Source organism: Segatella hominis (assembly GCF_019249725.2).
Lineage (GTDB): Bacteria > Bacteroidota > Bacteroidia > Bacteroidales > Bacteroidaceae > Prevotella.
This window is the reverse complement of the sequence record NZ_CP137559.1, coordinates 2,783,725-2,805,764: the sequence shown is the minus strand read 5'-3', so window position 1 is coordinate 2,805,764 and position 22,040 is coordinate 2,783,725. Positions and strand designations below refer to the sequence as shown.

General features: G+C 42.0%; 21 protein-coding genes. 3 read left to right on the top strand and 18 right to left on the bottom strand.

Annotated features, from left to right (window positions below):
- Nucleotide 1: 1 nt before the first annotated feature.
- The 5 genes from KUA50_RS11400 to KUA50_RS11380 form a co-directional block, all read right to left on the bottom strand.
- Nucleotides 2-1,162, bottom strand: coding sequence for a glycosyltransferase family 4 protein (locus KUA50_RS11400; RefSeq protein ID WP_218456057.1), 1,161 nt, complete (start codon nucleotides 1,160-1,162; stop codon nucleotides 2-4).
- A 1-nt stretch (nucleotide 1,163) separates the two neighbouring features.
- Nucleotides 1,164-2,003: a glycosyltransferase family 2 protein gene (locus tag KUA50_RS11395; protein WP_218456058.1), complete on the bottom strand. Its 840-nt coding sequence runs from the start codon at nucleotides 2,001-2,003 to the stop codon at nucleotides 1,164-1,166.
- On the bottom strand, nucleotides 2,003-3,001 hold the full coding sequence (locus KUA50_RS11390) for a glycosyltransferase family 2 protein (RefSeq protein ID WP_218456059.1): 999 nt from the start codon (nucleotides 2,999-3,001) through the stop codon (nucleotides 2,003-2,005). The genes KUA50_RS11395 and KUA50_RS11390 overlap by 1 nt, the downstream gene beginning before the upstream one ends.
- Nucleotides 2,998-3,921, bottom strand: coding sequence for a glycosyltransferase family 8 protein (locus KUA50_RS11385; RefSeq protein ID WP_256624123.1), 924 nt, complete (start codon nucleotides 3,919-3,921; stop codon nucleotides 2,998-3,000). Before KUA50_RS11385 ends, KUA50_RS11390 begins: the two co-directional genes overlap by 4 nt.
- 98 nt (nucleotides 3,922-4,019) lie before the next feature.
- Complete coding sequence (locus KUA50_RS11380; RefSeq protein ID WP_218456060.1) at nucleotides 4,020-5,057, bottom strand: galactofuranosyltransferase; 1,038 nt, start codon at nucleotides 5,055-5,057, stop codon at nucleotides 4,020-4,022.
- A 131-nt stretch (nucleotides 5,058-5,188) separates the two neighbouring features.
- Between KUA50_RS11380 and KUA50_RS11375 the strand changes: the two genes are divergently transcribed.
- On the top strand, nucleotides 5,189-6,007 hold the full coding sequence (locus KUA50_RS11375; RefSeq protein ID WP_218456061.1) for a glycosyltransferase family 2 protein: 819 nt from the start codon (nucleotides 5,189-5,191) through the stop codon (nucleotides 6,005-6,007).
- 83 nt (nucleotides 6,008-6,090) lie between these two features.
- Here KUA50_RS11375 and KUA50_RS11370 read toward each other — a convergent pair whose 3' ends face one another.
- The 6 genes from KUA50_RS11370 to KUA50_RS11345 all read right to left on the bottom strand — a co-directional run bounded on the left by KUA50_RS11370 (nucleotide 6,091) and on the right by KUA50_RS11345 (nucleotide 13,399).
- The gene (locus tag KUA50_RS11370) at nucleotides 6,091-6,846 is read right to left on the bottom strand and encodes a lipopolysaccharide kinase InaA family protein (RefSeq protein ID WP_218456062.1); all 756 of its coding nucleotides are present in this window, start codon (nucleotides 6,844-6,846) and stop codon (nucleotides 6,091-6,093) included.
- Nucleotides 6,847-6,887: 41 nt separating this feature from the next.
- The gene (locus KUA50_RS11365) at nucleotides 6,888-7,811 is read right to left on the bottom strand and encodes a lysophospholipid acyltransferase family protein (protein ID WP_218456063.1); all 924 of its coding nucleotides are present in this window, start codon (nucleotides 7,809-7,811) and stop codon (nucleotides 6,888-6,890) included.
- Between the two features lie 85 nt (nucleotides 7,812-7,896).
- The gene (locus KUA50_RS11360) at nucleotides 7,897-9,750 is read right to left on the bottom strand and encodes an ABC transporter ATP-binding protein (RefSeq protein WP_218456064.1); all 1,854 of its coding nucleotides are present in this window, start codon (nucleotides 9,748-9,750) and stop codon (nucleotides 7,897-7,899) included.
- 130 nt (nucleotides 9,751-9,880) lie between these two features.
- Complete coding sequence (gene miaB / locus KUA50_RS11355; RefSeq protein ID WP_218456065.1) at nucleotides 9,881-11,215, bottom strand: tRNA (N6-isopentenyl adenosine(37)-C2)-methylthiotransferase MiaB; 1,335 nt, start codon at nucleotides 11,213-11,215, stop codon at nucleotides 9,881-9,883.
- Between the two features lie 103 nt (nucleotides 11,216-11,318).
- Nucleotides 11,319-12,290: a phosphatase PAP2 family protein gene (locus KUA50_RS11350; protein WP_218456066.1), complete on the bottom strand. Its 972-nt coding sequence runs from the start codon at nucleotides 12,288-12,290 to the stop codon at nucleotides 11,319-11,321.
- 113 nt (nucleotides 12,291-12,403) lie between these two features.
- Entirely contained in the window at nucleotides 12,404-13,399 is a 996-nt protein-coding gene (locus tag KUA50_RS11345; RefSeq protein WP_218456067.1) for an NAD-dependent epimerase/dehydratase family protein, read from the bottom strand.
- Between the two features lie 124 nt (nucleotides 13,400-13,523).
- Here KUA50_RS11345 and KUA50_RS11340 point away from each other — a divergent pair, with 124 nt between their 5' ends.
- On the top strand, nucleotides 13,524-14,789 hold the full coding sequence (locus tag KUA50_RS11340) for a serine/threonine protein kinase (protein ID WP_218456068.1): 1,266 nt from the start codon (nucleotides 13,524-13,526) through the stop codon (nucleotides 14,787-14,789).
- Nucleotides 14,790-14,876: 87 nt separating this feature from the next.
- Here the strand turns inward: KUA50_RS11340 and KUA50_RS11335 are convergent, their stop codons facing one another.
- The 7 genes from KUA50_RS11335 to KUA50_RS11305 form a co-directional block, all read right to left on the bottom strand.
- Nucleotides 14,877-15,383, bottom strand: a complete 507-nt coding sequence (locus KUA50_RS11335; protein WP_218456069.1) for a hypothetical protein — start codon at nucleotides 15,381-15,383, stop codon at nucleotides 14,877-14,879.
- A gap of 4 nt (nucleotides 15,384-15,387) precedes the next feature.
- Nucleotides 15,388-15,876 (bottom strand): hypothetical protein, encoded by a 489-nt coding sequence (locus KUA50_RS11330; RefSeq protein ID WP_218456070.1) that lies wholly within the window; start codon nucleotides 15,874-15,876, stop codon nucleotides 15,388-15,390.
- A gap of 62 nt (nucleotides 15,877-15,938) precedes the next feature.
- Entirely contained in the window at nucleotides 15,939-17,465 is a 1,527-nt protein-coding gene (locus KUA50_RS11325) for a hypothetical protein (RefSeq protein ID WP_218456071.1), read from the bottom strand.
- A gap of 12 nt (nucleotides 17,466-17,477) precedes the next feature.
- Nucleotides 17,478-18,464, bottom strand: a complete 987-nt coding sequence (locus KUA50_RS11320) for a hypothetical protein (protein WP_218456072.1) — start codon at nucleotides 18,462-18,464, stop codon at nucleotides 17,478-17,480.
- Nucleotides 18,465-18,518: 54 nt separating this feature from the next.
- Nucleotides 18,519-19,475 carry a hypothetical protein gene (locus KUA50_RS11315; protein WP_218456073.1) on the bottom strand — a complete coding sequence of 319 codons (957 nt, stop codon included), beginning with the start codon at nucleotides 19,473-19,475 and terminating at the stop codon, nucleotides 18,519-18,521.
- Nucleotides 19,476-19,530: 55 nt separating this feature from the next.
- The gene (locus tag KUA50_RS11310; RefSeq protein WP_218456074.1) at nucleotides 19,531-20,505 is read right to left on the bottom strand and encodes a DUF6175 family protein; all 975 of its coding nucleotides are present in this window, start codon (nucleotides 20,503-20,505) and stop codon (nucleotides 19,531-19,533) included.
- 18 nt (nucleotides 20,506-20,523) lie between these two features.
- A complete protein-coding gene (locus KUA50_RS11305; protein ID WP_218456075.1) occupies nucleotides 20,524-21,018 on the bottom strand; it encodes a hypothetical protein in 495 nt (164 codons plus the stop codon).
- Nucleotides 21,019-21,227: 209 nt separating this feature from the next.
- Between KUA50_RS11305 and KUA50_RS11300 the strand changes: the two genes are divergently transcribed.
- Nucleotides 21,228-21,797, top strand: coding sequence for a hypothetical protein (locus KUA50_RS11300; RefSeq protein ID WP_218456076.1), 570 nt, complete (start codon nucleotides 21,228-21,230; stop codon nucleotides 21,795-21,797).
- The last annotated feature ends 243 nt before the right edge of the window (nucleotides 21,798-22,040 follow it).

Below are 22,040 nucleotides of genomic sequence, written 5' to 3'. Positions count from 1 at the left end.
GCTAATTGATATGTTTATAAATATTAGCCAACTCCAACGCAGATTTTTTCCATGAAAAATGTTTTAGTCTTTCATTCTGCTTTTCTATGAGTTTCTTTTTCTCTATCCCGTCTAGATAGTAGAAAGTTTCAAACTGTTCTTCGAAATCAGTTCTCTTTTCATCCATGTGGAAGTAAACTGCTGCGTCTTCTGCGATTTCCGGAAAACAACTGGCATGATTGAGTAAAACAGGGCATTCTGCTTTGTAAGCCTCAAGAATCGGGAGCCCGAATCCTTCGTATGATGATGGGTAAACGAATGCCAGGGCATAGTGGTATAAGTCTAGCATTTCTTGATCTGTTTTGATAAACTCATGTATGAATCTATCTTCCATTTCCCATGATTTAAACATACTTTTTTCTGTCTCATTGAAAGGCTTTCCTGTGCATACTACCTTCAGTTCCTTGTGTCTTTTTAAAATAGGTACACATTGCTTGGCAAAGAAATCAAAGTTTTTATAAAAGTGACGTTCGCCAACGAAAAGTATATATTCAAATGGATGTCTGTTGTTTTCGTTTGGCGTATAAGGAGTTTCGTCTGCTCCATGATAAACTACACTCACCTGCTCTTCCTTGATATTCATGATACGGCATAAATCCCTTTTTGTCTGTTGGCTGACTGCAATGATGTGATTTGCTTTTGGTATGACAAGATGTTTTTGCAGAATCTGATAGTCATTATGGTCATAATACTGATTGTACTGTTCGGGTATCATATCATGTACCGTGACAACGTAAGGCTTACTGCCTATGTACTTGAGGAAGTAAGGGTCAAAGAAAGTTGGATGAAACAAATCGAAATCCTTAGACTTGATGTCGCAGACAGACTTGTATCTATTGATTCTTGGAGTACGATCTAATCGTGAATATTCTCCGAATTTTGCATTATAATAGAACTTATATAGCATTTTCTTTATTGCAGAATCTTTCTTCCAGAGGAAGTTATGATATAATTCTCCATCTGGTTTACTTCCTAATGTTTGGAGGTAAACATTGGCAGATTCCATGATACTGAGGCTTGCTTCAATGTCTTGAGGCAAGTGGGAATATAATTCGGCAAAACAACGTGATACGCCTCCATGCGTTTGCATATCGAAGGCTTGACTGTCATATAATACTTTCATCTTACTTTGATTTAATAGCCAAATCTTTCCATAAAAATTTAAAGCCTGTACGTAGGATTTTCCAGTCGCGTGATACCGGTTTCATCTTCAGAGCTTTTTTCAGTTTGAATGCAAAATCATCATTGATGCGTTCTTTCTTTTCTTCTGCAGTCTCTTTTATGTGAGGCAACTTGCTGGTGCTTCCAAATAACTCGGAGAACACCTCTTTTCTTTCCTTTTTCAATAAGTCACCATTTGTAAAAGAGATGCCATCAGTATAATATACAGCAACAATAGTGTTAATAGCTTGGTATGAACATTTTTTAAAATACCAGTTTTCTAAGAAGTGTGCCCAATCTGCTACGATTTTCAGATTTTCATTGTAGGGATGCTCCTTAAGTAACTGAGTCCTTGTAAATGTAGATTGATGCTGCAGAACTTTATCTCTGATAAATCGGAACGACATGTTCTGTGGTGGAAGGCAGAGTGAAGCCAGTTTGCAGTCTATGATAATGGTTTCTCCCACGTAGTAGTCTGAGCCATTGAGCATCTTGGCAGCATTCTCCAAAGATTGTGAAGAAAAGAAATGATCGCCCGAATTCATGAAGATACAATATTCGCCTTGTGCCATTCTTATGGCTTTATTCATGGCATTATATACCCCATGATCTTTTTCACTAACCCATTGATTGATATATTCTCGCTTAGATTCTATATATTCCTTGCTGCCATCTGATGACCCACCGTCAACGATGATGTATTCAAAATCGCTGAATGATTGCGAAAGCACTGAAGAGATTGTTCTTTTCAATCCCTTCAGATTATTATAGTTGACTGTTATGACTGAGACTTTCTTTTTCATTATTCGTATAAATCTAAATTAGAATGTTTGTAGAACATCAGCTTGTCCATCATTCGTTGATACAATATGAATTTATTAGGGTGTTTTAACAAGAGATAAAGCAAAACGCGTTCCTTGAAACTCTTTTTCTCTATACCGATTAGAGAAAAGGCCTTGAGATCCTTGGATATTTTGTTTACCATGACCCTAATCTCTTTTTGCTTCGATAGAGAAGTTTGGTTTCTTGATACGTATTTAGCCGCTTTGATACCTCGCTTTACTACCATTCTTTTGGCAATCTTGCGTAAAGGAGAGCGCTTGTAATAATTATATCTTGATATTTCTGCCTGAAAGAATTCATAATATCTGTTGAGAGATAAATCGTGGACGATGCTGCTTTTTCGAAGCCGGTAATGATACAGCGGCTGGTAAGTATAGACCACCTGTTTGGCATTTTCGAACCAATGTGGCAGGATGCTATAATCTTCGTAATTCTTTGAAGTAGGCATCGGCTCGTTAAGCAGTTCTCGTTTGAAGAGCATTTGCCAGATATAGCTCTTGATTTTATCCTTAATGACAAGCTCCTGTATTTCTTGGTTCTTTAAGATATATCTCTTGTCTGAAACATTTTTGCAGAGAGTCTTGTTCTTACTTTCGTCGTAATGATTACAGATAGCAATGTCTGAATTGGTAGTCTTTAAGTCATCCATCAAGACTTCATACATAGATTCTTCAATCCAGTCATCGCTGTCAACAAAGCCAATATAGACTCCCTGGCAGATTTCAAGAGCTTGGTTTCTGCAATCTGCCTGGCCGGAATTAACTTTGTGGATGACTTTGATTCTAGCATCCTTTTGAGCCCATTCTTCACATATTTCAGCCGAGCCGTCTGTTGAGCCGTCATCTATAAGAATCAGTTCCCAGTTCTTGAATGATTGCTTTAGAATAGACTCTATGCATTGAGGTAAATATTGTGCTGTATTGTAAACGGGAACAATAATGCTTAATTCACAATTCATAATGCTTGAATATTTTTATAATCGTATTTTTGAACTTTTAAGTGCATTGCATATAATATACTATCGATAAGTGTCTTGAACTTCCACGACCATGGCGTCTGAGGTCGGATACCCTTCCATCTTGTCATGTCCTGGTATTTGAAGAATAGCTTCTGATACGGACTTTGGCATATATGGAGCCATGGTTTTCTGTGGCCTGTGAAATGTATGATGACAGGATGTTTTAATTCCTCTATCAGTTTCGGTATGGCTTGCTGGCGAAGATGTCTTCTTTTTCTTAGAAAGCCGTCTTGTATGTTCCATCTGAAGGGAATTAGGAGTTTTCTGTCATGCAGAAGTCCGTTGAGTATGTCCTGATCGTTGAAGATTAACTTTTCTGCATATTTTTCTGCAAATTCCAAACTGGCTTTACTCAGATGGGCATTTCTCCAGTAATCCAAATTGATGATGAGTACTCCCGAGTTGAAATAGGTATCTTCCTGAGGGTATTCGAGGCGGGTGTAGTTGTTTGCTTTTCCGCTCCACATGTCTTCTACTGCAGCTACGGCGTATGATGTAACATCTGTCTCCCACAAATCTTTTATAGAATCGTTTATGATGAGATCGCAGTCCAGATATAGTACCTTATGTATCTCTGCAGGAAGAATATCTGCCACGAAAAGACGCAGGTAGGCTGCAAGCGATATGTGGGCGCTTTTGAACGATGAAAGATTCATATTTAAATTGTAAGCATAGAAATGTATTTGCTGATTGTATTTTCCTACTTCTTCAGTAAGCATACTTTTAGCCTCATTGCTGAGTTTCTCAGCAATGATATGGAATGTTATCTGTTCATTTCTGTTATTGTACATGACAGAAACTAAAGTAGTACAACATTGCATGATGTAATTATCATCTATGTTACAAGCTATATGAATCATATCTTTTTTTTAGAAGAAATGTACTGAGTGTACAAAACTTGCTTATGGAGTTAATTTTTTATATATTTTTAAAATTACCGCACTTCTTGAATATAAGTCTATTCTACGATATTATAATAAGCCAAAGAATCTCGAAGGAAGCCGCCTTTATTTAGTTTCTGTGCCAAATTTACCGCTTGCTTTTTCATCTCCTTTTTCTGTTCTGGGGTAAGATTGGCAAGTTTGTCATCCAGCTCTTTTAGCGAATTGATGGCAATACCTGCTCCTGCTTCTTCGATGATAGGCGCTACGGCTGCCTTTTTCCAGATGATGAGCGGCAAACCGGCACGGAGGTAGAAGGAAACCTTATGTGGAGAATTCCATTTCAAATATTGACCGTATTCGCCCGAACAGGTATCGAGTGAATCGCCATCCCATACCAACCCGAAATCGGCATCAATGCTCTTGATGAAATCTTCTGAAGGCACAAATCCCTGATAGGTGATGAGCGGATTCTCTTTCAAGCCATGTAGTCCTTCCTTGTTTCCGCAAACCAGCAGTTGCCAGTTGGTCAGCGTCTTGGAAAGTTCTACCAGAAATGAATTCTTCTTCATGCTTAGAGCACCGGCATAGACTACTTTTGGCTGCTTCCTATCTGATGCTTTTTCCTGACATGGTGAAGCTGAGTGATAGTCGAATAAGCCGAGTGCACCCACTGGTTTCTGCATTCCGTGCTCCTTGAGCCATTTCTTCATATTCTCGTTGGAGGCGATGATATAGTCGCTATGGGAGAGACGGCTGATTTCTTTCTCTACGGTCAGCTTCTTTCTGCGGAAAGAACCTAAATCGTGAATGAGGGAAACGGTCTTGGCTCCTTTCATTCTTGCTATTTTGCATAAGAAAGAAAAGTACTTTTTGACCGGATATTGCAAGAAAAGAGTGTCGCCTTTTTGAAGCAATAGGCAGGCACGGAGAATTCCTGCAAGATCAAGGAAAAATGCGATGATCTTGCTGTTTCTTACCGTTCGATGCAGACCCAGGTTGACGGCTCCCATTTCATCGAGTGTATCCTCGTTGTCCGTCTTAGCCTTGTTGCCAGCTGATGTAAGATTATAGTAGTTGCGACTTATGTAGCAAAGTCTGTTTTGTTTGTTCATGCTCTTAATGTCTTGATTTTCTGCAAAAGTACGATTTCTTTTTTATCTATGCAATTATTTGTGTCGATATATTTCATTTTACCAAAAAAAAGTAGTAAGTTTGCATTCTAATATTTAATTTTGATAAAAATATGGTTCAGAATATAACAATAGGAGTGATTATTTCTACCTATAATAATCCTGCATGGCTGGAGAAAACGCTCTGGGGATATTTATGCCAGGACAGGATGGCTGACGAGATTATCATCGCCGATGATGGTTCTGGAGAAGAAACCCGTATGTTGATCGAGCGATATAAGAAACTGTTGCCTATCAAGCATGTCTGGCATGAAGATGACGGATTCCGGAAAACAGTTATTCTCAACAAGGCTATTGTGGCAGCTACTGCCGATTATCTTGTTTTTACCGATCAGGACTGTGTGCCAAGACATGATTTCCTGGCTGTTCATAATCTTATGGCTAAGAAAGGTTTCTTTCTGAGTGGCGGTTATTTCAAACTTCCGTTGTCAATCAGCAAGGCTTTGCAGGAGGAGGATGTCAGAGATAGACAGGCTTTTTCGTTAGCATGGCTCAGAAAACAGGGCTTGCCGTTCAATTTTAAATGCACAAAATTAGTGCAAAAGAAATGGTTTACCCAGTTGATGAATAAGATTACTCCAACCAAAGCTACATGGAACGGTATGAATAGTAGTGGATGGCGTGAAGATATTCTGGCGGTGAATGGTTTTGATGAACGTATGCAGTATGGCGGTGAAGACCGTGAGATGGGAGAACGTCTTTTTCACAAGGGTATCAGATCCAGACAAATTCGTTATTCTGCCATTGTGCTGCATTTAGATCATGGTCGTCCTTATGTTAATGAAGAGGCTTGGAAAAACAATAATGCTATCCGCAAAGTAACCAAGGAAGAACGCTTGCAATGGACTTCTTGGGGAATTATTAAAAAATAGTTTATGGATTGATAGCAATAACCGGTTATAATTGGCAATAATCGGTTATTGCTAAAAAATCAGTAGTACGATGGATTATCATATTAAAACTCCATAGTGAATGGAATCTCATGTTTCTTGAGATAGTGTGTCCAGAATTTCTTTCTTTTATTTAAAATATATTTTACAGCTTTTCCTGTATCATAATATTTCAACTGGGCATATTCTTCTGCGAGGATTTCTGTAAAATGCTTTGGACCCCAGAAGCGCTTCATGTTGTCTAATCCCTTGAGGGTTGATATTTTCCCGAAATACATGCGGTTGATATCCACTATCATAAAATGAAAACCTTCATGATCACTTTTCCAGAGGATATTTCCTGGTGTAAAGTCTTTATGCATGATTCCTGCAAGATGCATTTTGGCTGCATAATGCGCAAGTGATTTCGCAAGTTGTTCATATTCCCCAGCTTTTGCATCCTTTACGTCGTATAAAGTATGAGGAAAATCGCATTGCTGCGTAATGAGGTATGAATATCCCAGTAAGTTCAGACTATTTCTTTCTTCTATTAAAGCTACGGCTTCTGGGGTTTGAATTCCTTTCTGGTTTAGAAGGAAAGAATAGTCATAGGCTCGTTGACCTTTTGGCACTCTGATATTCCAGGAATAGATGAGGCGGTTAAGGCTTCTCGGTTGATGAAATCTCTTGATATTGATGATGGTTCCGTCTGGTGCAGTTAGTACCTTGATAATATTTCTGAGATGGTAAATCTCACGTCCCTTCTCTTCGAAAACATCAGGAATGCTCTCGATGAAACTTCTCAGGTATTCATATTTCGGATTTATCTTAATCTTTCTCATTTCTTAGAATCGTTTTTGGAAATCGTTTCTTGTAATCCATTCTATTCTTTAGGTACAACTTTCCCCTTTACCACCTCGTATCGCTTGTCAAACTCCTCCCTGGTTCGCTTCCATCTGTTATGTGTCCATAAATAATAAGGTGGATTCTGGCGGATGGTTTCTTCCAGCATCTGGAAGAAGCGACGGGTAATCTCGTGCTCCGGCAGGGAGTTCGGATTGCGGGTGATGAGTTTGTAGGTTGCTGTATAGTAGCCTCGCTTAGGACAGGACATCTCTACATAGAATACGGCATCGTTCATCTTTCTCATGATTCTTTCGCCTCCTGTAAACACAGGAGTTTCGGGATGGTTGAGGAAAGGAAGCCACAGGTGGATGTTCTCCCATTTAGGCCCCTGGTCGCTGATGTAGCCGAAGATGCTGCGGATATCCCTGCGCTTGTAATCTACCAGATAGCGGAGGATATCTTTCTTAGGAACTGGCACTCCGTTTTCTTCGTGAGAACGGATGCGCTTGAAGAGTTCATCGAAGGCCTTGTTGTACAGAGGATGATAGATGAGCCCCATCATGCGGGTCTTGGGCAGTTCGATACCCACGCACGAGAGCCACTCCCAGTTGCAGTAATGTCCGAGGATGGCTGCTACATCCTGACCCTCCTGAAAGCATTTTTCCACTTCCTCGCTATTGTAAACATGGAAGCGGCGGCGGAGTTCCTTGTCGCTGATACTCAGTAACTTGACTGCTTCAAAGAAATAATCGCAGAACCAGCGATAGAATTTCTTTTCTATAGCTGCGATTTCTTCGGCAGACTTCTCCGGAAAGGAGGTGGTGAGATTCTTACGCACAATGCCCCGGCGGTACTTGATGACGTGGAACATCATGAAGTACTCGAAATCGGAGATGCAATAGAGCAGTCTGAATGGCAGCAGCGATATCGCATAAAACAGCGCATAAACAATCTTTGTCATAAGTCCTATGATTTACACCTTAATTATATATATATATAAGCAAGAATGCAACTTAACATTTAACATTCAACACTTAACATTGTTATTATACCTGCTGCATATCGTGCAATTTCTTATAATATCCGTCTTTGCCTATCAGTTCATCGTGAGTACCACGCTCCACGATTCTTCCCTCATGCATCACGCAGATTTCGTCTGCATGCTTGATAGTGCTCAGGCGGTGAGCCACGGCTACGGTAGTACGGGTCTTCATCAGTTTCTCCAAAGCATCCTGCACCAGGCGCTCGCTCTCTGTATCAAGAGCAGAAGTAGCCTCGTCGAGAATGAGGATAGGAGGATTCTTGAGGATGGCACGGGCGATGCTTACACGCTGGCGCTGACCACCGGAAAGTCTGCCTCCACGGTCGCCGATTCCTGTATCAAATCCATGTTCCGACTTCATGATAAAGTCGTAGGCATTGGCTATCTTTGCAGCATTGGCGATTTCCTCGTCGGTAGCATCGGTTTTGCCGAAACGGATGTTGTCCTTGAAGCTTGCATTGAAGAGGATAGCCTCCTGGTTCACATTGCCTATCAGCTGGCGGAGATCATTTACGGCCAGGTCTTTCACGTTGATGCCATCGATGAGCACCTCGCCTTCCTGCACGTCATAGTAACGTGGAATCAGATCCACCATCGTACTCTTACCGCTACCACTCTGACCTACGAGTGCCACGGTCTTGCCCTTCGGAATCACGAGGTTGATGTCTTTCAGCACGTATATCAGTTCGTCGCTCTTATTGTCTGTATAGGCGAATGATACGTGGCGGAACTCTATCTGATGTTCGAAGGAAGCGATATGCTCCGGGTTCTCCTTGTCCTTGATTTCCACTTCTGCCTGGAGAATCTTGTCGATACGCTCCATGCTGGCAAGTCCCTTGGGGATATTATAGCTTGCCTTGGAGAATTCCTTCAGCGGATTGATGATGCTGTAGAGCATCACCAGGTAGAAGATGATGGTAGGACCATCGATACGACCGTAATCCAATACCAGAATGCCACCAAACCACAATACGACTACGATGAGGATGGTGCCTAAGAACTCACTCATAGGATGAGCCATCTGCTGGCGGATGTTCACGCGCATGATGTTGTCGCGATATTCGCTGTTTACCTTGTCAAAGCGCCAGTTCATCTTGCTTTCTGCACAGAAAGCCTTGATGATGCGAAGCCCGCCCAATGTTTCTTCTACCATGCTCATGGTGTCGCTCCAGAGCGACTGTGCCTCTGTGCTCTGTGCCTTCAGTTTCTTGCCCACCATGCCCATGAACCAGCCGAAAGGTGGAACAAAAAGAATGGTGAAGAGGGTGAGCTGCCAACTGATGCAGATGAGGGTGATGAAGTAGAAGAGTATCAGAATCGGATTCTTGAAAAGCATGTCGAGAGATGACATGATACTGCTTTCTACTTCCTGCACGTCGCCGCTCATACGGGCAATGATGTCACCCTTGCGCTCCTCGCTGAAGAAACTCAGAGAGAGAGAATTAATCTTCTGGTAGAGCTGGTTGCGGATGTCACGCACGATACCAGTACGGATAGGTATGATGGTGGCGGAAGAAAGAAAATAAGCTCCCGTCTTCAGAAATGTCATGAATGCCAGGAATAGACCGATCACCAGAAGGGCGGTCGAAGCACTGTATTCCACGATAAATTCCTGGATGTAATAGTACAAGTTGTTGGTAGCCACTTCCTTGAGGGTTCCCCAGTCTCCGTTCCAGGTCATATAGTCGTTGGCACGGATGCCGCCATCTACCTGAAACAGGATTTGCAGGATTGGTATCAAGGCTGCGAATGAAAAGATATTCAATACCGCCGATAGGATATTGAATAATATGGATAGTCCCAGATATCTTTTGTATGGAGGGACAAATCGTTTTAAAACTTGCAAGAATTCCTTCATAGGCTGCAAATATAGTGCTTTTGGAGAAAACTACAAAATGATTTTGTGTTTTTTCGCTAAAAGTATGAAGAAAAAGGCTACTTTTACCTGTTTTGGGTAGGTAAAAGTGCCATTTTCTGTTTATTTTGAGTTATTCTTTCACTTCTTCGCCGAAGAGGGTAGCAGAGGTGGAACCGGTGATGCGAACCTTTACGAATTCGCCGATATGGTGGTTGCCCTTATCGATGACTACCGCCTTGTTCTGCTCTGTGCGACCCATCATCTGCTCACGGCTACGCTTGCTGAAGTTCTCGATGAGGATGGTGAATTCCTTACCCTCATCTTTCTTGTTCTGCTCTGCGCTCACCTCTGTCTGGAGTTTGATCAGTTCGTTGAGGCGGGCTATCTTGGTTTCTTCCGAAACATTGTCTGGCAGGTGCTTGGCGGCGTAGGTGCCCGGGCGCTCTGAATACTTGAACATGAAGGCGCTGTCGAAGCCAACTTCTTTCACCAGCGAGAGGGTCTGCTGATGGTCTTCCTCTGTTTCGTCGTGATAACCCACGAAGATGTCGGTAGTGATGCCGCAGCCTGGGATGATGCGCTTGATGTCAGCGATGCGCTGCAGATATTCCTCGCGGGTGTATTTGCGGTTCATCAGCTTCAGTATCTTGTTGCTTCCGCTCTGTGCAGGGAAGTGGATATGCTTGCAGAGGTTTGGCTCTTCGGCGATGGCATGGAGGATGTCTTCGGTCATATCCTCTGGGTTAGAGGTGGTGAAGCGCACGCGCATATCTGGTACAGCCTGGGCTACCATGTGGAGGAGTTCCGCAAAGGAAAGACTGCCTTCCTCGCGCTTTCCTGATGGCGAGAGACCGTAACTGTTCACGTTCTGACCAAGCAGGGTAACCTCCTTGAAACCACGCTGCTGCAAATCGCGAACCTCTCGAAGGATGCTCTCAGCATCACGGCTGCGCTCACGTCCGCGAGTATAAGGTACGATGCAGTAGTGGCAGAAATTGTTGCAGCCACGCATGATGCTTACGAAACCGCTCACTCTGTTGCCACCGATGCGCTGAGGCACGATGTTACGGTAAGTCTCGGTCTTGGAAAGTTCGATGTTGATGGCATTGGTGCCCATTTCGCATTGTGCGATCATATCTGGCAGGTTGAGATAGCTGTCAGGACCGCAAACCAGGTTGGCATAGTGGTTCTGGATGAGGTCATCCTTCACTCGCTCAGCCATACAGCCCAACACACCGAGGATTACCTTTCTGCCCTTTTTCTGCTCAGCATGAAGGGTGTCGAGGCGATGATAAATCTTGTTTTCCGCATTCTCTCGGATACTGCATGTGTTAAGAAAAATAGCATCAGCATCTTCTTCTTTCTCACAGATTTCATAACCAGCCATCTGCATCACAGAGGCTACAACTTCGCTGTCAGCCACGTTCATCTGGCAGCCGTAAGTTTCAATAAATAGTTTCTTCATTGTTCTAGATGAATTCTACTTTATTATATAATGTTATTGGATAATATACTTGATAATCACCATCTTTCTTGATGGTCATGTCTTTTTGTACTATTGTGAATTTTTATCTTATTCCAACTTTCTCTGTCATTCCCTTGGAAAGATACATCAGCAGGAAGTAGATGACGACGGCAGAAACAAAACCTGCCAGGGCATCGATGAGATAATGTGCCTGGATGTAAACGGTAGCCATGCAGAGGAACACATAGAATGGCAGGAGGATATATACCAACTTGCGATTTCCTGTATGCCATGCCATCAGCATGCAGATGGTACTGATTCCGACGTGCGAACTTGGGAAAGCTGCCGTTGGTCGTTCGCCTGCAGCCTTGGCATCCTCTACCAGATGATAGAATATACCGTCGGTGTAGCCTGGAGACGGTAGACAGTTGGTATGGGTGTTGAAATAATCGCCCATGGCTGGGAATATTCCCTTGGTGATTTCGCGTACGCCTACAGCATCAAAATAGAAGGTAGGACCGGCTACCGGCACGTAGATGAATATCACATAATAGATGAAGAATGAGGCGAGCATTACGAAGGAAATGCGCTCAAACTCCCTGTATCTGCAGAAGAAATAGAAGAATACGACGGCTGCTATCATCGGATAATACATGAAATAGCCCATATCCATCAGTTCGCTTACCACAGCCCAAGGTAGGGCTTTGGAGAAAAGGAGTGAAGGCTGGCAACCGAAAAGCTGCTGTTCCCATCCTGCGAACACGTGGTCGAGGTTGGGGAACATGCGGTTGATCTCGTAAGTATCCGGATACCACCATGCCAGCAGCGCCATCTGAGCCGCCACTCTCACAAGTTTAGTAGCCCTGCAAGGCACCATGCGATATACACCCCATAGCGCTCCCGTCATCACAAGCACTCTGATGCGACCCCAGATCATGGATTCGGGATTCATGAGTTTGGTGTAAGTGAAGAGCATGGTTGCTACTGTCAGAATCATATAGGCGAGCATTACCCATTCCAGCGCCAACAGCCCTTTTTTCGGGTTCTTCTCTATCTTAAAATAATCTTTTATCACGTTTTTTCTTTGAACTTTATGAATATCTATTTCTTTATCTTGTCGGGTTTTCTGCCAAATCCTTTAGGCCTTCCTGTCAAATAATCCTTCTTTTTCGGATCCTTGATCAGAAATCAGAGCCAATGGTTTTCCTTGTACCATTTGATGGCGAGTTTTACGCCACGCTCCAGAGGATAATGTGGATGATAGCCCAACTCGTCCATGGCTGGTTCAATATCACATCGCCAGTTGCGCTGTTTCAGGATGTTGTATTTGTCATTGTTGAGCGCTGACATCTTTCCGGTTATTCTGCCGATGTATTCGCCGAAGAATGTTACGATGCGCAAAACCCAGATAGGAGCTTTGATACGCAGCATCCAAGGATTGTCAAGTTCCTTTCTGATCAGGTCGCTGAATGCAGTAGATTGATAAACACCTCCGTCGCTGAGGAAGTATTTTCTGCCGTTCATACCATGATCGAGAGCGAGGAAGACGGCCTGCACCACGTCCTGTACATATACGAAGGTGATGTCCTGGCGCTTGTATCCCACGGCAAAGTCCACATGCTGCTTGATGCTTTTTGCCATCAGGAAATAGTCCTTCTCTCTTGGACCATATACGCCGGTAGGTCGCAGGATGATATAAGGGAACTGGATGCCGAGGCTATCCAGATATTTCTCTGCTTCCCATTTGCTCTTGCCGTAAGCCGTGTTAGGGTGGGGCGTATCATGTTCCGTGATTTCCTGATAAGGCTGTTCTTCTCTGATGGCACCGAAGATGCTGAGCGAGCTGACGAATACAAACCGCTTGATAGGCATCTTGAGGGCGATAAGCGCACCTACGAGATTTTTGGTACCCTCGGTGTTCACACGATAGAAATCTTCTGCATGCAGACACTTGGTAGCGCCTGCCGCATGAACCACATAGGCGAACTCCTGTCCGTCTAACTGGCTGATAAGTTCTTCCTTAGAAGAAAGATTGAGGTTGATGAAATGGATGCGCTCGTCTTGCAGGTATTTTCTGGAACTTGAAGGGCGTACTGCTGCCCATGTTTCCATGCCTTGTCGGAGAGCTTCCTCCACAATGTAGCTCCCGATAAAACCCGAAGCACCTGTTACTAAAATCTTCATTAATGATTATAAAATTGCAATTTCGCCTGCAAAAATACAACAAAAAATTGAGTTATCCTCTATGTTGCACCAAATTTCTTTCTTTCTCTTTGTTAAATCACTTTTTTATGCTAACTTTGCAGTTATGAATCAAGTGTCAGGTTTTATTTTCCCTCTTGTTGGCGAAGTTACGGAATCTTATACAGAAATCTCCGAACTCTCGTCTAGCGGTTTTAATATCCTGTTCCGTGCCAAGCGCAATGGACAGTGGTGGATATTGAAAGCGTTAGCCCCCGATGTACGTTTTGATTCAACCTATTTGCAACTTCAGCAGAAAGAATATGATATTCTGGCTCGCCTGGATCATCCGGGCATCGTAAAGGTAGAAGGTTTGGAAGAAGTTGAGGGGTATGGCAGATGTATCGTGATGGAATGGGTGGACGGAGTGACGCTTGATGAATGGCTCACCCAGAAGCATTCCTGCGCAGAGCGGAGCCAGATAGTTCGGCAGCTCTTGCAGGTGATGGAATATGTGCATGACCAGCAGATAGTGCATCGCGACTTAAAACCAGCCAATATTATGGTAGCCCGAAATGGGGGAACCATCAAGCTGATAGATTTCGGCTTGTCAGATGCCGACAGTTATGCTATCCTGAAGAGTCCTGCAGGTACAGATGGCTACGTTTCTCCTGAGCAGCAGAAGGATAGTATGCCTGATGTGCGCAATGATATCTATAGCTTAGGTGTCATTCTGAAAGAGATGCATCTCGGTCTCTCTTACCGTTGGGTGATTAAGCGATGTCTCTGTCCTATGGAGCAGCGCTATCCTAATGTTCATTCTTTGCGCATGCATATCTGGTCGTTCCAGCATCGCCTGGTAACCATGGTTTGGATTACCTTTTTCCTGGTGCTGGTGGCTTCCGGTGTTGCAATATATAATAAGGTGACGAAACCTGCTGAGCTATACGATGTGGTTGCTCATTTTACGGTTGGCAATCTGGAGTATAAATCGTGGGGCGGAGGTCTGGTGACCGTTTGTGCTGCCAATGAGAAAGATTCGGTTATAGAGATACCGCTATCGGTAAATTATCAGGGCATGAGTTATCGGGTGGATGAAATAGAAGACAGCGCTTTTGCCGCACTTCCTCAGCTTCGGCGGATTATGTTTCCAGATAATCCAGACCTTCATGTGATGAAGCATATCTTTGATGACAGTCCGCAGCTTGAAAGCATCTCTTTTCGTTGCAAGACGCCACCTGTACTAGGCAATGATATCTGGAAGGTGAAGATGCCCGATGTCTTCAATCTCGCTTGTTTTGAGCATGTTGTTCTCTATGTGCCTAAAGGTAGTGCTGCGGCTTACCGGCGGTCGGTCTGGGGATGTTTCAGAAATATTGAGGAATATAAATAACGGTATTTTTATGAAAAGTTTTACTTTAATAAGAAACTCTCACGCCTTTTTCTTTATATCATAGGAAAAGGCGTGAGTGTAATAAAGTTATTGAAGTTTCAATTTTCTAGAACCATCCCAGCTTAACTTACGGATAGATTCAGAGGAAAGCTTAAAGGTTTTATAATCCTCTGATATTGTACCTTTCAGAGTGAACTCTTTGGTATAAATGGTTACATCATAGCCATTAGATTCCCATTCTCCACTCCAAGAGCCCTCATCTTGAATAACTTCCTTGATGCTAACTTTTCCATTACTCTTAAATGTGATGCGTAAAGATACTGTGTAAGTGCTCTTGTTTAAGTCTCTTTCGTCATCATATACGATGTCGTCTTCCACCTGGCTGGTTACCTTGTATGTCATTTTCTCTCTTTGAGCAACTGTATCGCTAAAAATCTTGGTTGAATCAACCTGTGGCTCAACTTTTTCTGCGACAATTGTGTCCTTAGTTGCCGTACTGTCTGTATCGCCTGTAGTTTGGGCTTGTTTGTTGCCGCAAGAGGTTAATGATGCAATTAAGCAAAGTGCTAAGGTTGAAAAAAGTAAATGTCTCATGTGCTTATTTTTTTAGTTCTTTTATAATTTTTGCGGATGCTGTGCAGTCTTTAGCTCTAACTAAAGTGAGATCTTGCTCATAAGAATCAGGCATCATATCGAACTTTAGATTGCTGCAAAGTGGATATCCTGTTCTTATGGTATAGCCTATATTAGTAAGGAACTTCTTACCATTTTGTATCAAAATCAATTTTTCTCCTTCATGCAATCCGTCAAAACCGTCAATGCAGGCTTTCTTGACCCCAGGCTTCTGCAAAGCCTCACTTACTTTCATACCGACAACAAGATTATTTGCTTTAGCTATACTGTCAGCTTTAGCGATGCTATCAGCACGAGCGATACTATCAACTCTTGCAATACTGTCAGCCTTAGCTTGAGCTATAGCGACAGAATCCATTCCATTTTCTTCTTTGTTGCTCTTGTTGTTAGAGCAACTTGTGATACTTGCTATGACACTTGCAAGCATTATCATAAATACATATTTCTTTTTCATGTTTCGTTAGTTTCCCTTCGCTTTTGTTGGAAACGAAGGGAAGGATTTTGTGATTATATAAATTAGAAGTTGAATCTTAAACCGGCATAGATGTTCAAGCCATCACGCTTGTAACCTGTAGGCTCAAAGAAGAATTTCTCTGGGTCATTGTGTACACGCTTCTCTGTATCCTTGGCAACCTTGAACTTTACATTGAAGATATACTCTGCACCCACTACCAACTGTACTGGATAACAAATGTTCAGGTTTACCCTTGCACCCAGAGGGAAACGGACAGAGTTGGAGGTCGCACCACTTGCATATGATGCACCATCTGTACCATCATAGGGAGATGACTCCTTCTTGGTAAAGAACATACCTTCCCATTGAGCCTGGACATACGGTTGTATCTCTATACAGTGGGCAAACTCATAGCCAATGCCATAGCCAAGACCAAAGTTTGCAATGATTGGACTATAGACCAGTGATCCATTGTTGGTGGCATAGAGGCGCTTCTCAGATTTCTCATAACCACCCACGCCCATCATCAGCATGAAATATTGTGAGATGCCTATCGGACTTAACTTCAAACGATGATCAAAGGTGAAGTTGAGGTTATAGGAGTGGTCCATATAGTTGCCAGATATGGTCCAGCTGGAGTTTCTGCTTGGCTGGTAAACAGCAACGTCACCTTTCTTATAAGAAGCTTGGCCTCCTGCAAATGTGTAAAGGTTTGCAACACTATCTTTGACGTTGCAGGCTCTTGTTGTGGAGACTCTTGATGAATACATCTTGCCGTTCTTTTCTTTAGCGCGGTAGATAACAACTTTATCTCGGTTCTTAATACCAACTTCGCTACCTATATTCATCTTGAAAGGGTGGCGGCCCAAAACTTGTCCACGAATGGCAAAAGCAGGAACTTCATATGCAATTTTTCTCTTGGTCTTTCCTTTCAGGCTTTGTACTGCAGGAGAGTTTGTAGAATTAGTGGTGTCCCAAATGTTGTAACTATTTTTGGCCTCTCCAGAGGCAACGAGTGTTATCTTAACTTTAATCATGTTGTATTTTTCCATATCGTTCCAAGAGTTGAATACCTGATTAAGCACATCTTTGTCGATATTCACCTTGTAAATACTCCAGCGAGCTTTGTCGCCTTTACCGATTCGTTGCTTGATACTTTGATTGATGAAGATATACTGATTTTCAAGGATAGGCAGATAGTCTTCCTTCAATATATTATCCTTACCAATGACACCGATAGAGGCGCGTTCATCGTCTGCCTTGAGTACATTTTGGAGAGCGAGTTCCTTTAATCTTTCTTCTGAAAGCGAATTTCCATCGTAGCAGAATAGCTCATCCAGAATCTTTTTTCCAAAATTGAGCTTGTTCCAATATTCACATTTATCTTTTGGAGAAGAATATGAATCTGTCGGTATTTGAACATTCAGTGGATAGAACTTATCTGCATATTTCAGAAAGTTGTAATCACCAGTGATTCCTACGATGTTACTCTTTGAGTCATAGAATACTTTCTTCTTGGCTGAGAGTGGAGCAGCAACCAAGCATAAGAGCAAGGTGGCTATAAGATATTTCATTTTATTATATTTCATTTTTTCTACTTATTATTTTGAGTAAACTGGACGGATGAGAGCACTATTATAATAAGGGTCTTTTTGCTCGATTTTCTTTTTCTCTACATTAAATTGATACACATCGTATTTGTAGTTACCCTCTGACTTATAGTTACTTCTTTCCGAAGTGTTATAAGCAGGATTTCGATTAGGAAGAATGATTTTCTTTCCTGATGGTCCCTTTATGAGCCAGTAATTGTCGTGTAATTCCCACTGGCACTTATCTACCAGTTCCTGCCATTCGGCTCTTGTAGGAATGCGCCAGCCATCGCCGATAAGATAAGTTGCAGCATCGTATCCTGTTTTTCCTGAAATATTCTGAGGTGAGTCATCGCCACTTTGGGCATGATTTGCCCAGCCGTCTAAATCTCCCCAGGCATAGGCACGACCAACATTGTCGATGAGCTCTTTGAAATCGCGAGCATTGCTGTTATACGTATTTATTGCCTTAGAATATGCGTTGTCTATCTTGTCTAGGTACTTTTCATATTCCTGATATTCTGCGGCAAGTATCTTCATGTCGGCATAGACAAGGTATTCATCATAGCTCATGACTGTAGGAAATTGTTGGTTGAATTCCTTTACACCTGGTCGTTCTACTTTGGTAATTTGTTTTGTCTCTTTTTCAAACAAATCCTTGGCACTGATATAATCTTCATTATTGCTCAATGGGTTATTGATATTGTTTGTTGCCCATTTCACTGACAGTCCTAAATCCACATATCCGTAGTAACCGCTTCTTCCACCACTGTATGATGTGTATCCTGAGTATCCGTCAGGTTTTAGATACTTGAAATTTGCATCGATGTCATTTTCATCAATTTCTGTTTTAGGCTCTGGCAATGCCTTGATAGCCTCTATGATTTCTTTGTCTCTAAGGTCTTCTCCCACATAGACTTCCATGTCGTCGTCTTTGCAAGAAGACAATGCTAAAATTCCTCCGAAAACGAGGAATGCAAATGCGATGTTCTTTTTCATTATCATGAGTTTTATTTAATTCCTTGATTTAATAATCATTATAAGCTTATGTTTTTACCACCAGTAGTAGTGATATACTACTCTTGGACGGCTGGCAACGTAAGCTTTTGCTACAGATGCTGCAGCACGAATTCCTGCTAATCTAACCTCTTTTTCGTTTTGTTCTTTTTGAGCTTCCAGTTTGAATTCTCTGTCACTTACTGCCTTAATCCTTGCAGCCATTTCTACTTGCAGTTGTTTCGCCTCTGCTTGTATCTTAGCAGACGGAGACTCTAAGTTTTCTAACAGTTTGTTAGCCTGTGTTGCTCCTTCTTCTGTAGGATTTGCACTCCATGCAGAGCGAGCCTGACGTATTACGTCCAGATTCTTATGGTCGAGTGATGCGCTGCCATATTGGGCAATCAACGACTGTGCGGTCTGAAAATCCTTATTGTTCATAGGGATGGCAAAGAGCATATTGATGGCGTCCTCATATCTACCTGCTGCAGCAGTAGCTTTAGCAGTCTGAATGATATTGCCAGACATTTTATCATAATACTTTAAAATCATTTCTTTACCTTTGATGATGGCTCTTTGTAGTTCTTCTTGGTTCGGATTCACTTTTCTTACTGCGGCTGCTATAGCTTGATCCTCAGAACTGCCGATACCTTTCTCCTCGCAATTATAGCTTGAATAGAGTGTTCCGTCCAAACCGTCACCTACATAGATGCCGATACTTATTTCTACCGCATTTTTCTGAGGAAAAGTCTGTGTCTGGCTACTCTTGAGCTTTTGAATGTGAGCAGTGATGATGAAGCGATTGTCAAATCCTGCGCCCGACATACCATTGGCAGTAGCTATCTGCTGTAACTTACTGGTAAGCATGGATGTAGCCTTCTGCCCTAAAGCCTCTGTCTCGGGAATATGTGGGTTTAGGCAAATCAAACCGATGTCTTTTGTTGTTTGTGCATGGGCCAATGTTGAACTTATCAATGCAATGGCTATGCTGATAAATATTTGCTTGATTCTCATTTGTCGATACTTTTAGAATTGTTTTTGTGTGCTATTGTAAAGTCTTTAGTTGTGTTTATTTGCCACCTAAAACAACATAGACTTTTCCGATTCCTATTGGAGTCGTAGATACGGATATGCCAAACTGAGAGAGGAAGTTGCCGATTGGCTTGATGAAGGTATCCATATTGATGGCTCTTGGTTTTCCGCCAAACTTAGCTTTGGCAAATAGTGGGAAGCGTACCTGCTCGTAAGAGAGACGGGTGCGGGTTTTTCCATTTTGGGTGAAAGAACCATTCACGGTATGTTCATTCATCCAATAATCTATTGCTTCGTTAAGTTCGCCAGTATCTCCGTTGAGGCTTATCTCTGATTCGAAGTTAAGCGGACAATCGCTTGCTATCTTGAAGATAACTGAACCTTCTCGTCCATTGGTTGCTAAATCTTCGAAATGTCTTTGTATACTACCTGTAAAATTGTCGATAAATCCGAGGACAGATTCTTCCAATAAGGCAGAGATTGGGGCTCCAGAAGCTGAACTTCTTCCAGTCTCACCACCTATCTGTTTGTTTGTGGCTGCATCAATAGAGGTAACACGAAACTCTACCATGTTGCGTGGACCATAGGAAGTGCGAGTGAAAGCAATGTTCACCAGAATATCGGCCTGTGCGACTCGTGTCAACATGTCGAGTTCATCTTCCATAATCTCACCATTATCTTTTGATTTGAGTTCAGTATCCATTGCCTCTTCATTCTTCAATTCATCGAGTGCACTTTGAAGGTTCTTTAGGGGATAACCACGTTCTTGCATGATACCGCCCATTTTTGTGATGACATTGAGTACATCGTTATCGAGCAATGCTTTTTCATAGTCTGGGGAATTTGGATCATCAGCCTTCACGAATCCCTGGTTTATACACCATGCCTTCTCTGGCACTACCATGATAATCGGTTTCATGGCTTTGGGCTGATTGATGTTTTCTACTGTAGATTGGGCAAAAGTCCCAAGAGTACATAACAATGCAATGAATGACAAATATAATTTTTTCATATTGTTATAGATTTTGTTTTAGAAATAACTGTTTAATTTTTTAATAATGCCTTCGTCTTCTAAACGCTTACGAAGATTATCATACATGACAACAACAAAGAGTCCCACTTTGCGCCCTTTGTCGGTCTTGATATTGTTCTCGCCAGTAGGATACCCAGAGTTGGTATTCTTAACATATTGTAAGAATTCTCCTTTCTTGAAAAAGGTGTCGAAAAACTGCTTATGTTGTTCGTAAGCATCTTGATTGGTTGCTAAAGCAGGGATTTTACCTGCAATATCATTTCCTTCTACTCCAGTGAAGATACAGGCAGCTACGGCATCTTGCATGGCTCTGTCTATTGCTTTGTCGGGAGAACCTGCAACTCCCCATACTTTTAAGAACTTTGTTCCTTGTTGTGCAACTCTTACAATCTGAACCTCATAGCTATGAGCCATGTCAAATGGATAGCTCTTGGCATGGATGACAATCAGGCTCATGAATGCAAAGGCAATACATAATGTGAATCTTTTCATAAAATTTTCATTTATTGCAATTACTAATTATGTTGTTAAAAATCATTTTTGGTTGCAAAAATATACAAATCTATAAAAAAGAACTTGGTTCAAAACGGTTCAATTTCTATTTGTGGCAAAAAAATGAGAGAAAGAAGAATGATAAAGGAAAAAATGGTGTATCTTTGCTGCATAAATGATAATTAGGTGGAAAAATCTGAGTTAAGATTATGGTAGAGAATTTTAAAAAAGAAGATTTTGATAGACTCAAGGAGGAGGTGGAGCGTCTGGTGGGAAGAAAGATAGCCTCGCCTAAAGATTTCGATTTCCTGATGCGCCAGATATATGGATATACCCAAGAACTGATTTCTGTGAGTACGTTGAAGCGTATGTGGGGATATGTGAATAGCAAAAGTAATCCCAGTAAGTTCAACCTCGACTTGCTGTCACGTATGGTGGGCTTTTACGACTGGGATGCGTTTGTGGGGGAAAATTCTATAGCTTCAAGCCGGTTCTTCATGAAGAGCAGACTGATTGCGGATGCACTTGATGTAGGCAGCCAGGTGAGATTGACTTGGCAACCTGGTCGTGTTATTACCATCAAATTTATGGGAAATGATAATTTCATGGTCATGGAATCGCAGAATAGCAAGCTGGCTGCTGGGGATACGTTTACCTGCCACCAGTTTGTGACCGATGAGCCTCTTTATCTTTCCAACTTGGCCCATCCTGGTATTCCTCCCTGCAATTATGTGGCAGGACAGAATGGAGGTATCAAGTGGAATGTTCTTGAAGGATAAAAATGTAGTGAGTATAAGTATGGATGATGATAAAAGTGAAAGAGGGTGTGTCATGAATGATGATATACCCTCTTGTTAATTATAGGTAATAAACGCAAAAAATAACATATCGGTTTTATTACTCGTATGAAACAAAAACATTTCTTTGCAAAAAGTATTCCGGTATTGTAACTATCAAAATAAAACTGTGACAACTATACAATTGTCACAGTTTTCTAAGTAGGTATCTTATTCGGCAAATTC

What these genes read in the sequence shown, in the direction of transcription:
- KUA50_RS11400 (WP_218456057.1), bottom strand. Translation starts at nt 1,162, where the DNA reads ATGAAAGTATTATATGACAGTCAAGCCTTCGATATGCAAACGCATGGA.
- KUA50_RS11395 (WP_218456058.1), bottom strand. Translation starts at nt 2,003, where the DNA reads ATGAAAAAGAAAGTCTCAGTCATAACAGTCAACTATAATAATCTGAAG.
- KUA50_RS11390 (WP_218456059.1), bottom strand. Translation starts at nt 3,001, where the DNA reads ATGAATTGTGAATTAAGCATTATTGTTCCCGTTTACAATACAGCACAA.
- KUA50_RS11385 (WP_256624123.1), bottom strand. Translation starts at nt 3,921, where the DNA reads ATGATTCATATAGCTTGTAACATAGATGATAATTACATCATGCAATGT.
- KUA50_RS11380 (WP_218456060.1), bottom strand. Translation starts at nt 5,057, where the DNA reads ATGAACAAACAAAACAGACTTTGCTACATAAGTCGCAACTACTATAAT.
- KUA50_RS11375 (WP_218456061.1), top strand. Translation starts at nt 5,189, where the DNA reads ATGGTTCAGAATATAACAATAGGAGTGATTATTTCTACCTATAATAAT.
- KUA50_RS11370 (WP_218456062.1), bottom strand. Translation starts at nt 6,846, where the DNA reads ATGAGAAAGATTAAGATAAATCCGAAATATGAATACCTGAGAAGTTTC.
- KUA50_RS11365 (WP_218456063.1), bottom strand. Translation starts at nt 7,811, where the DNA reads ATGACAAAGATTGTTTATGCGCTGTTTTATGCGATATCGCTGCTGCCA.
- KUA50_RS11360 (WP_218456064.1), bottom strand. Translation starts at nt 9,750, where the DNA reads ATGAAGGAATTCTTGCAAGTTTTAAAACGATTTGTCCCTCCATACAAA.
- miaB (WP_218456065.1), bottom strand. Translation starts at nt 11,215, where the DNA reads ATGAAGAAACTATTTATTGAAACTTACGGCTGCCAGATGAACGTGGCT.
- KUA50_RS11345 (WP_218456067.1), bottom strand. Translation starts at nt 13,399, where the DNA reads ATGAAGATTTTAGTAACAGGTGCTTCGGGTTTTATCGGGAGCTACATT.
- KUA50_RS11340 (WP_218456068.1), top strand. Translation starts at nt 13,524, where the DNA reads ATGAATCAAGTGTCAGGTTTTATTTTCCCTCTTGTTGGCGAAGTTACG.
- KUA50_RS11335 (WP_218456069.1), bottom strand. Translation starts at nt 15,383, where the DNA reads ATGAGACATTTACTTTTTTCAACCTTAGCACTTTGCTTAATTGCATCA.
- KUA50_RS11330 (WP_218456070.1), bottom strand. Translation starts at nt 15,876, where the DNA reads ATGAAAAAGAAATATGTATTTATGATAATGCTTGCAAGTGTCATAGCA.
- KUA50_RS11325 (WP_218456071.1), bottom strand. Translation starts at nt 17,465, where the DNA reads ATGAAATATAATAAAATGAAATATCTTATAGCCACCTTGCTCTTATGC.
- KUA50_RS11320 (WP_218456072.1), bottom strand. Translation starts at nt 18,464, where the DNA reads ATGAAAAAGAACATCGCATTTGCATTCCTCGTTTTCGGAGGAATTTTA.
- KUA50_RS11315 (WP_218456073.1), bottom strand. Translation starts at nt 19,475, where the DNA reads ATGAGAATCAAGCAAATATTTATCAGCATAGCCATTGCATTGATAAGT.
- KUA50_RS11310 (WP_218456074.1), bottom strand. Translation starts at nt 20,505, where the DNA reads ATGAAAAAATTATATTTGTCATTCATTGCATTGTTATGTACTCTTGGG.
- KUA50_RS11305 (WP_218456075.1), bottom strand. Translation starts at nt 21,018, where the DNA reads ATGAAAAGATTCACATTATGTATTGCCTTTGCATTCATGAGCCTGATT.
- KUA50_RS11300 (WP_218456076.1), top strand. Translation starts at nt 21,228, where the DNA reads ATGGTAGAGAATTTTAAAAAAGAAGATTTTGATAGACTCAAGGAGGAG.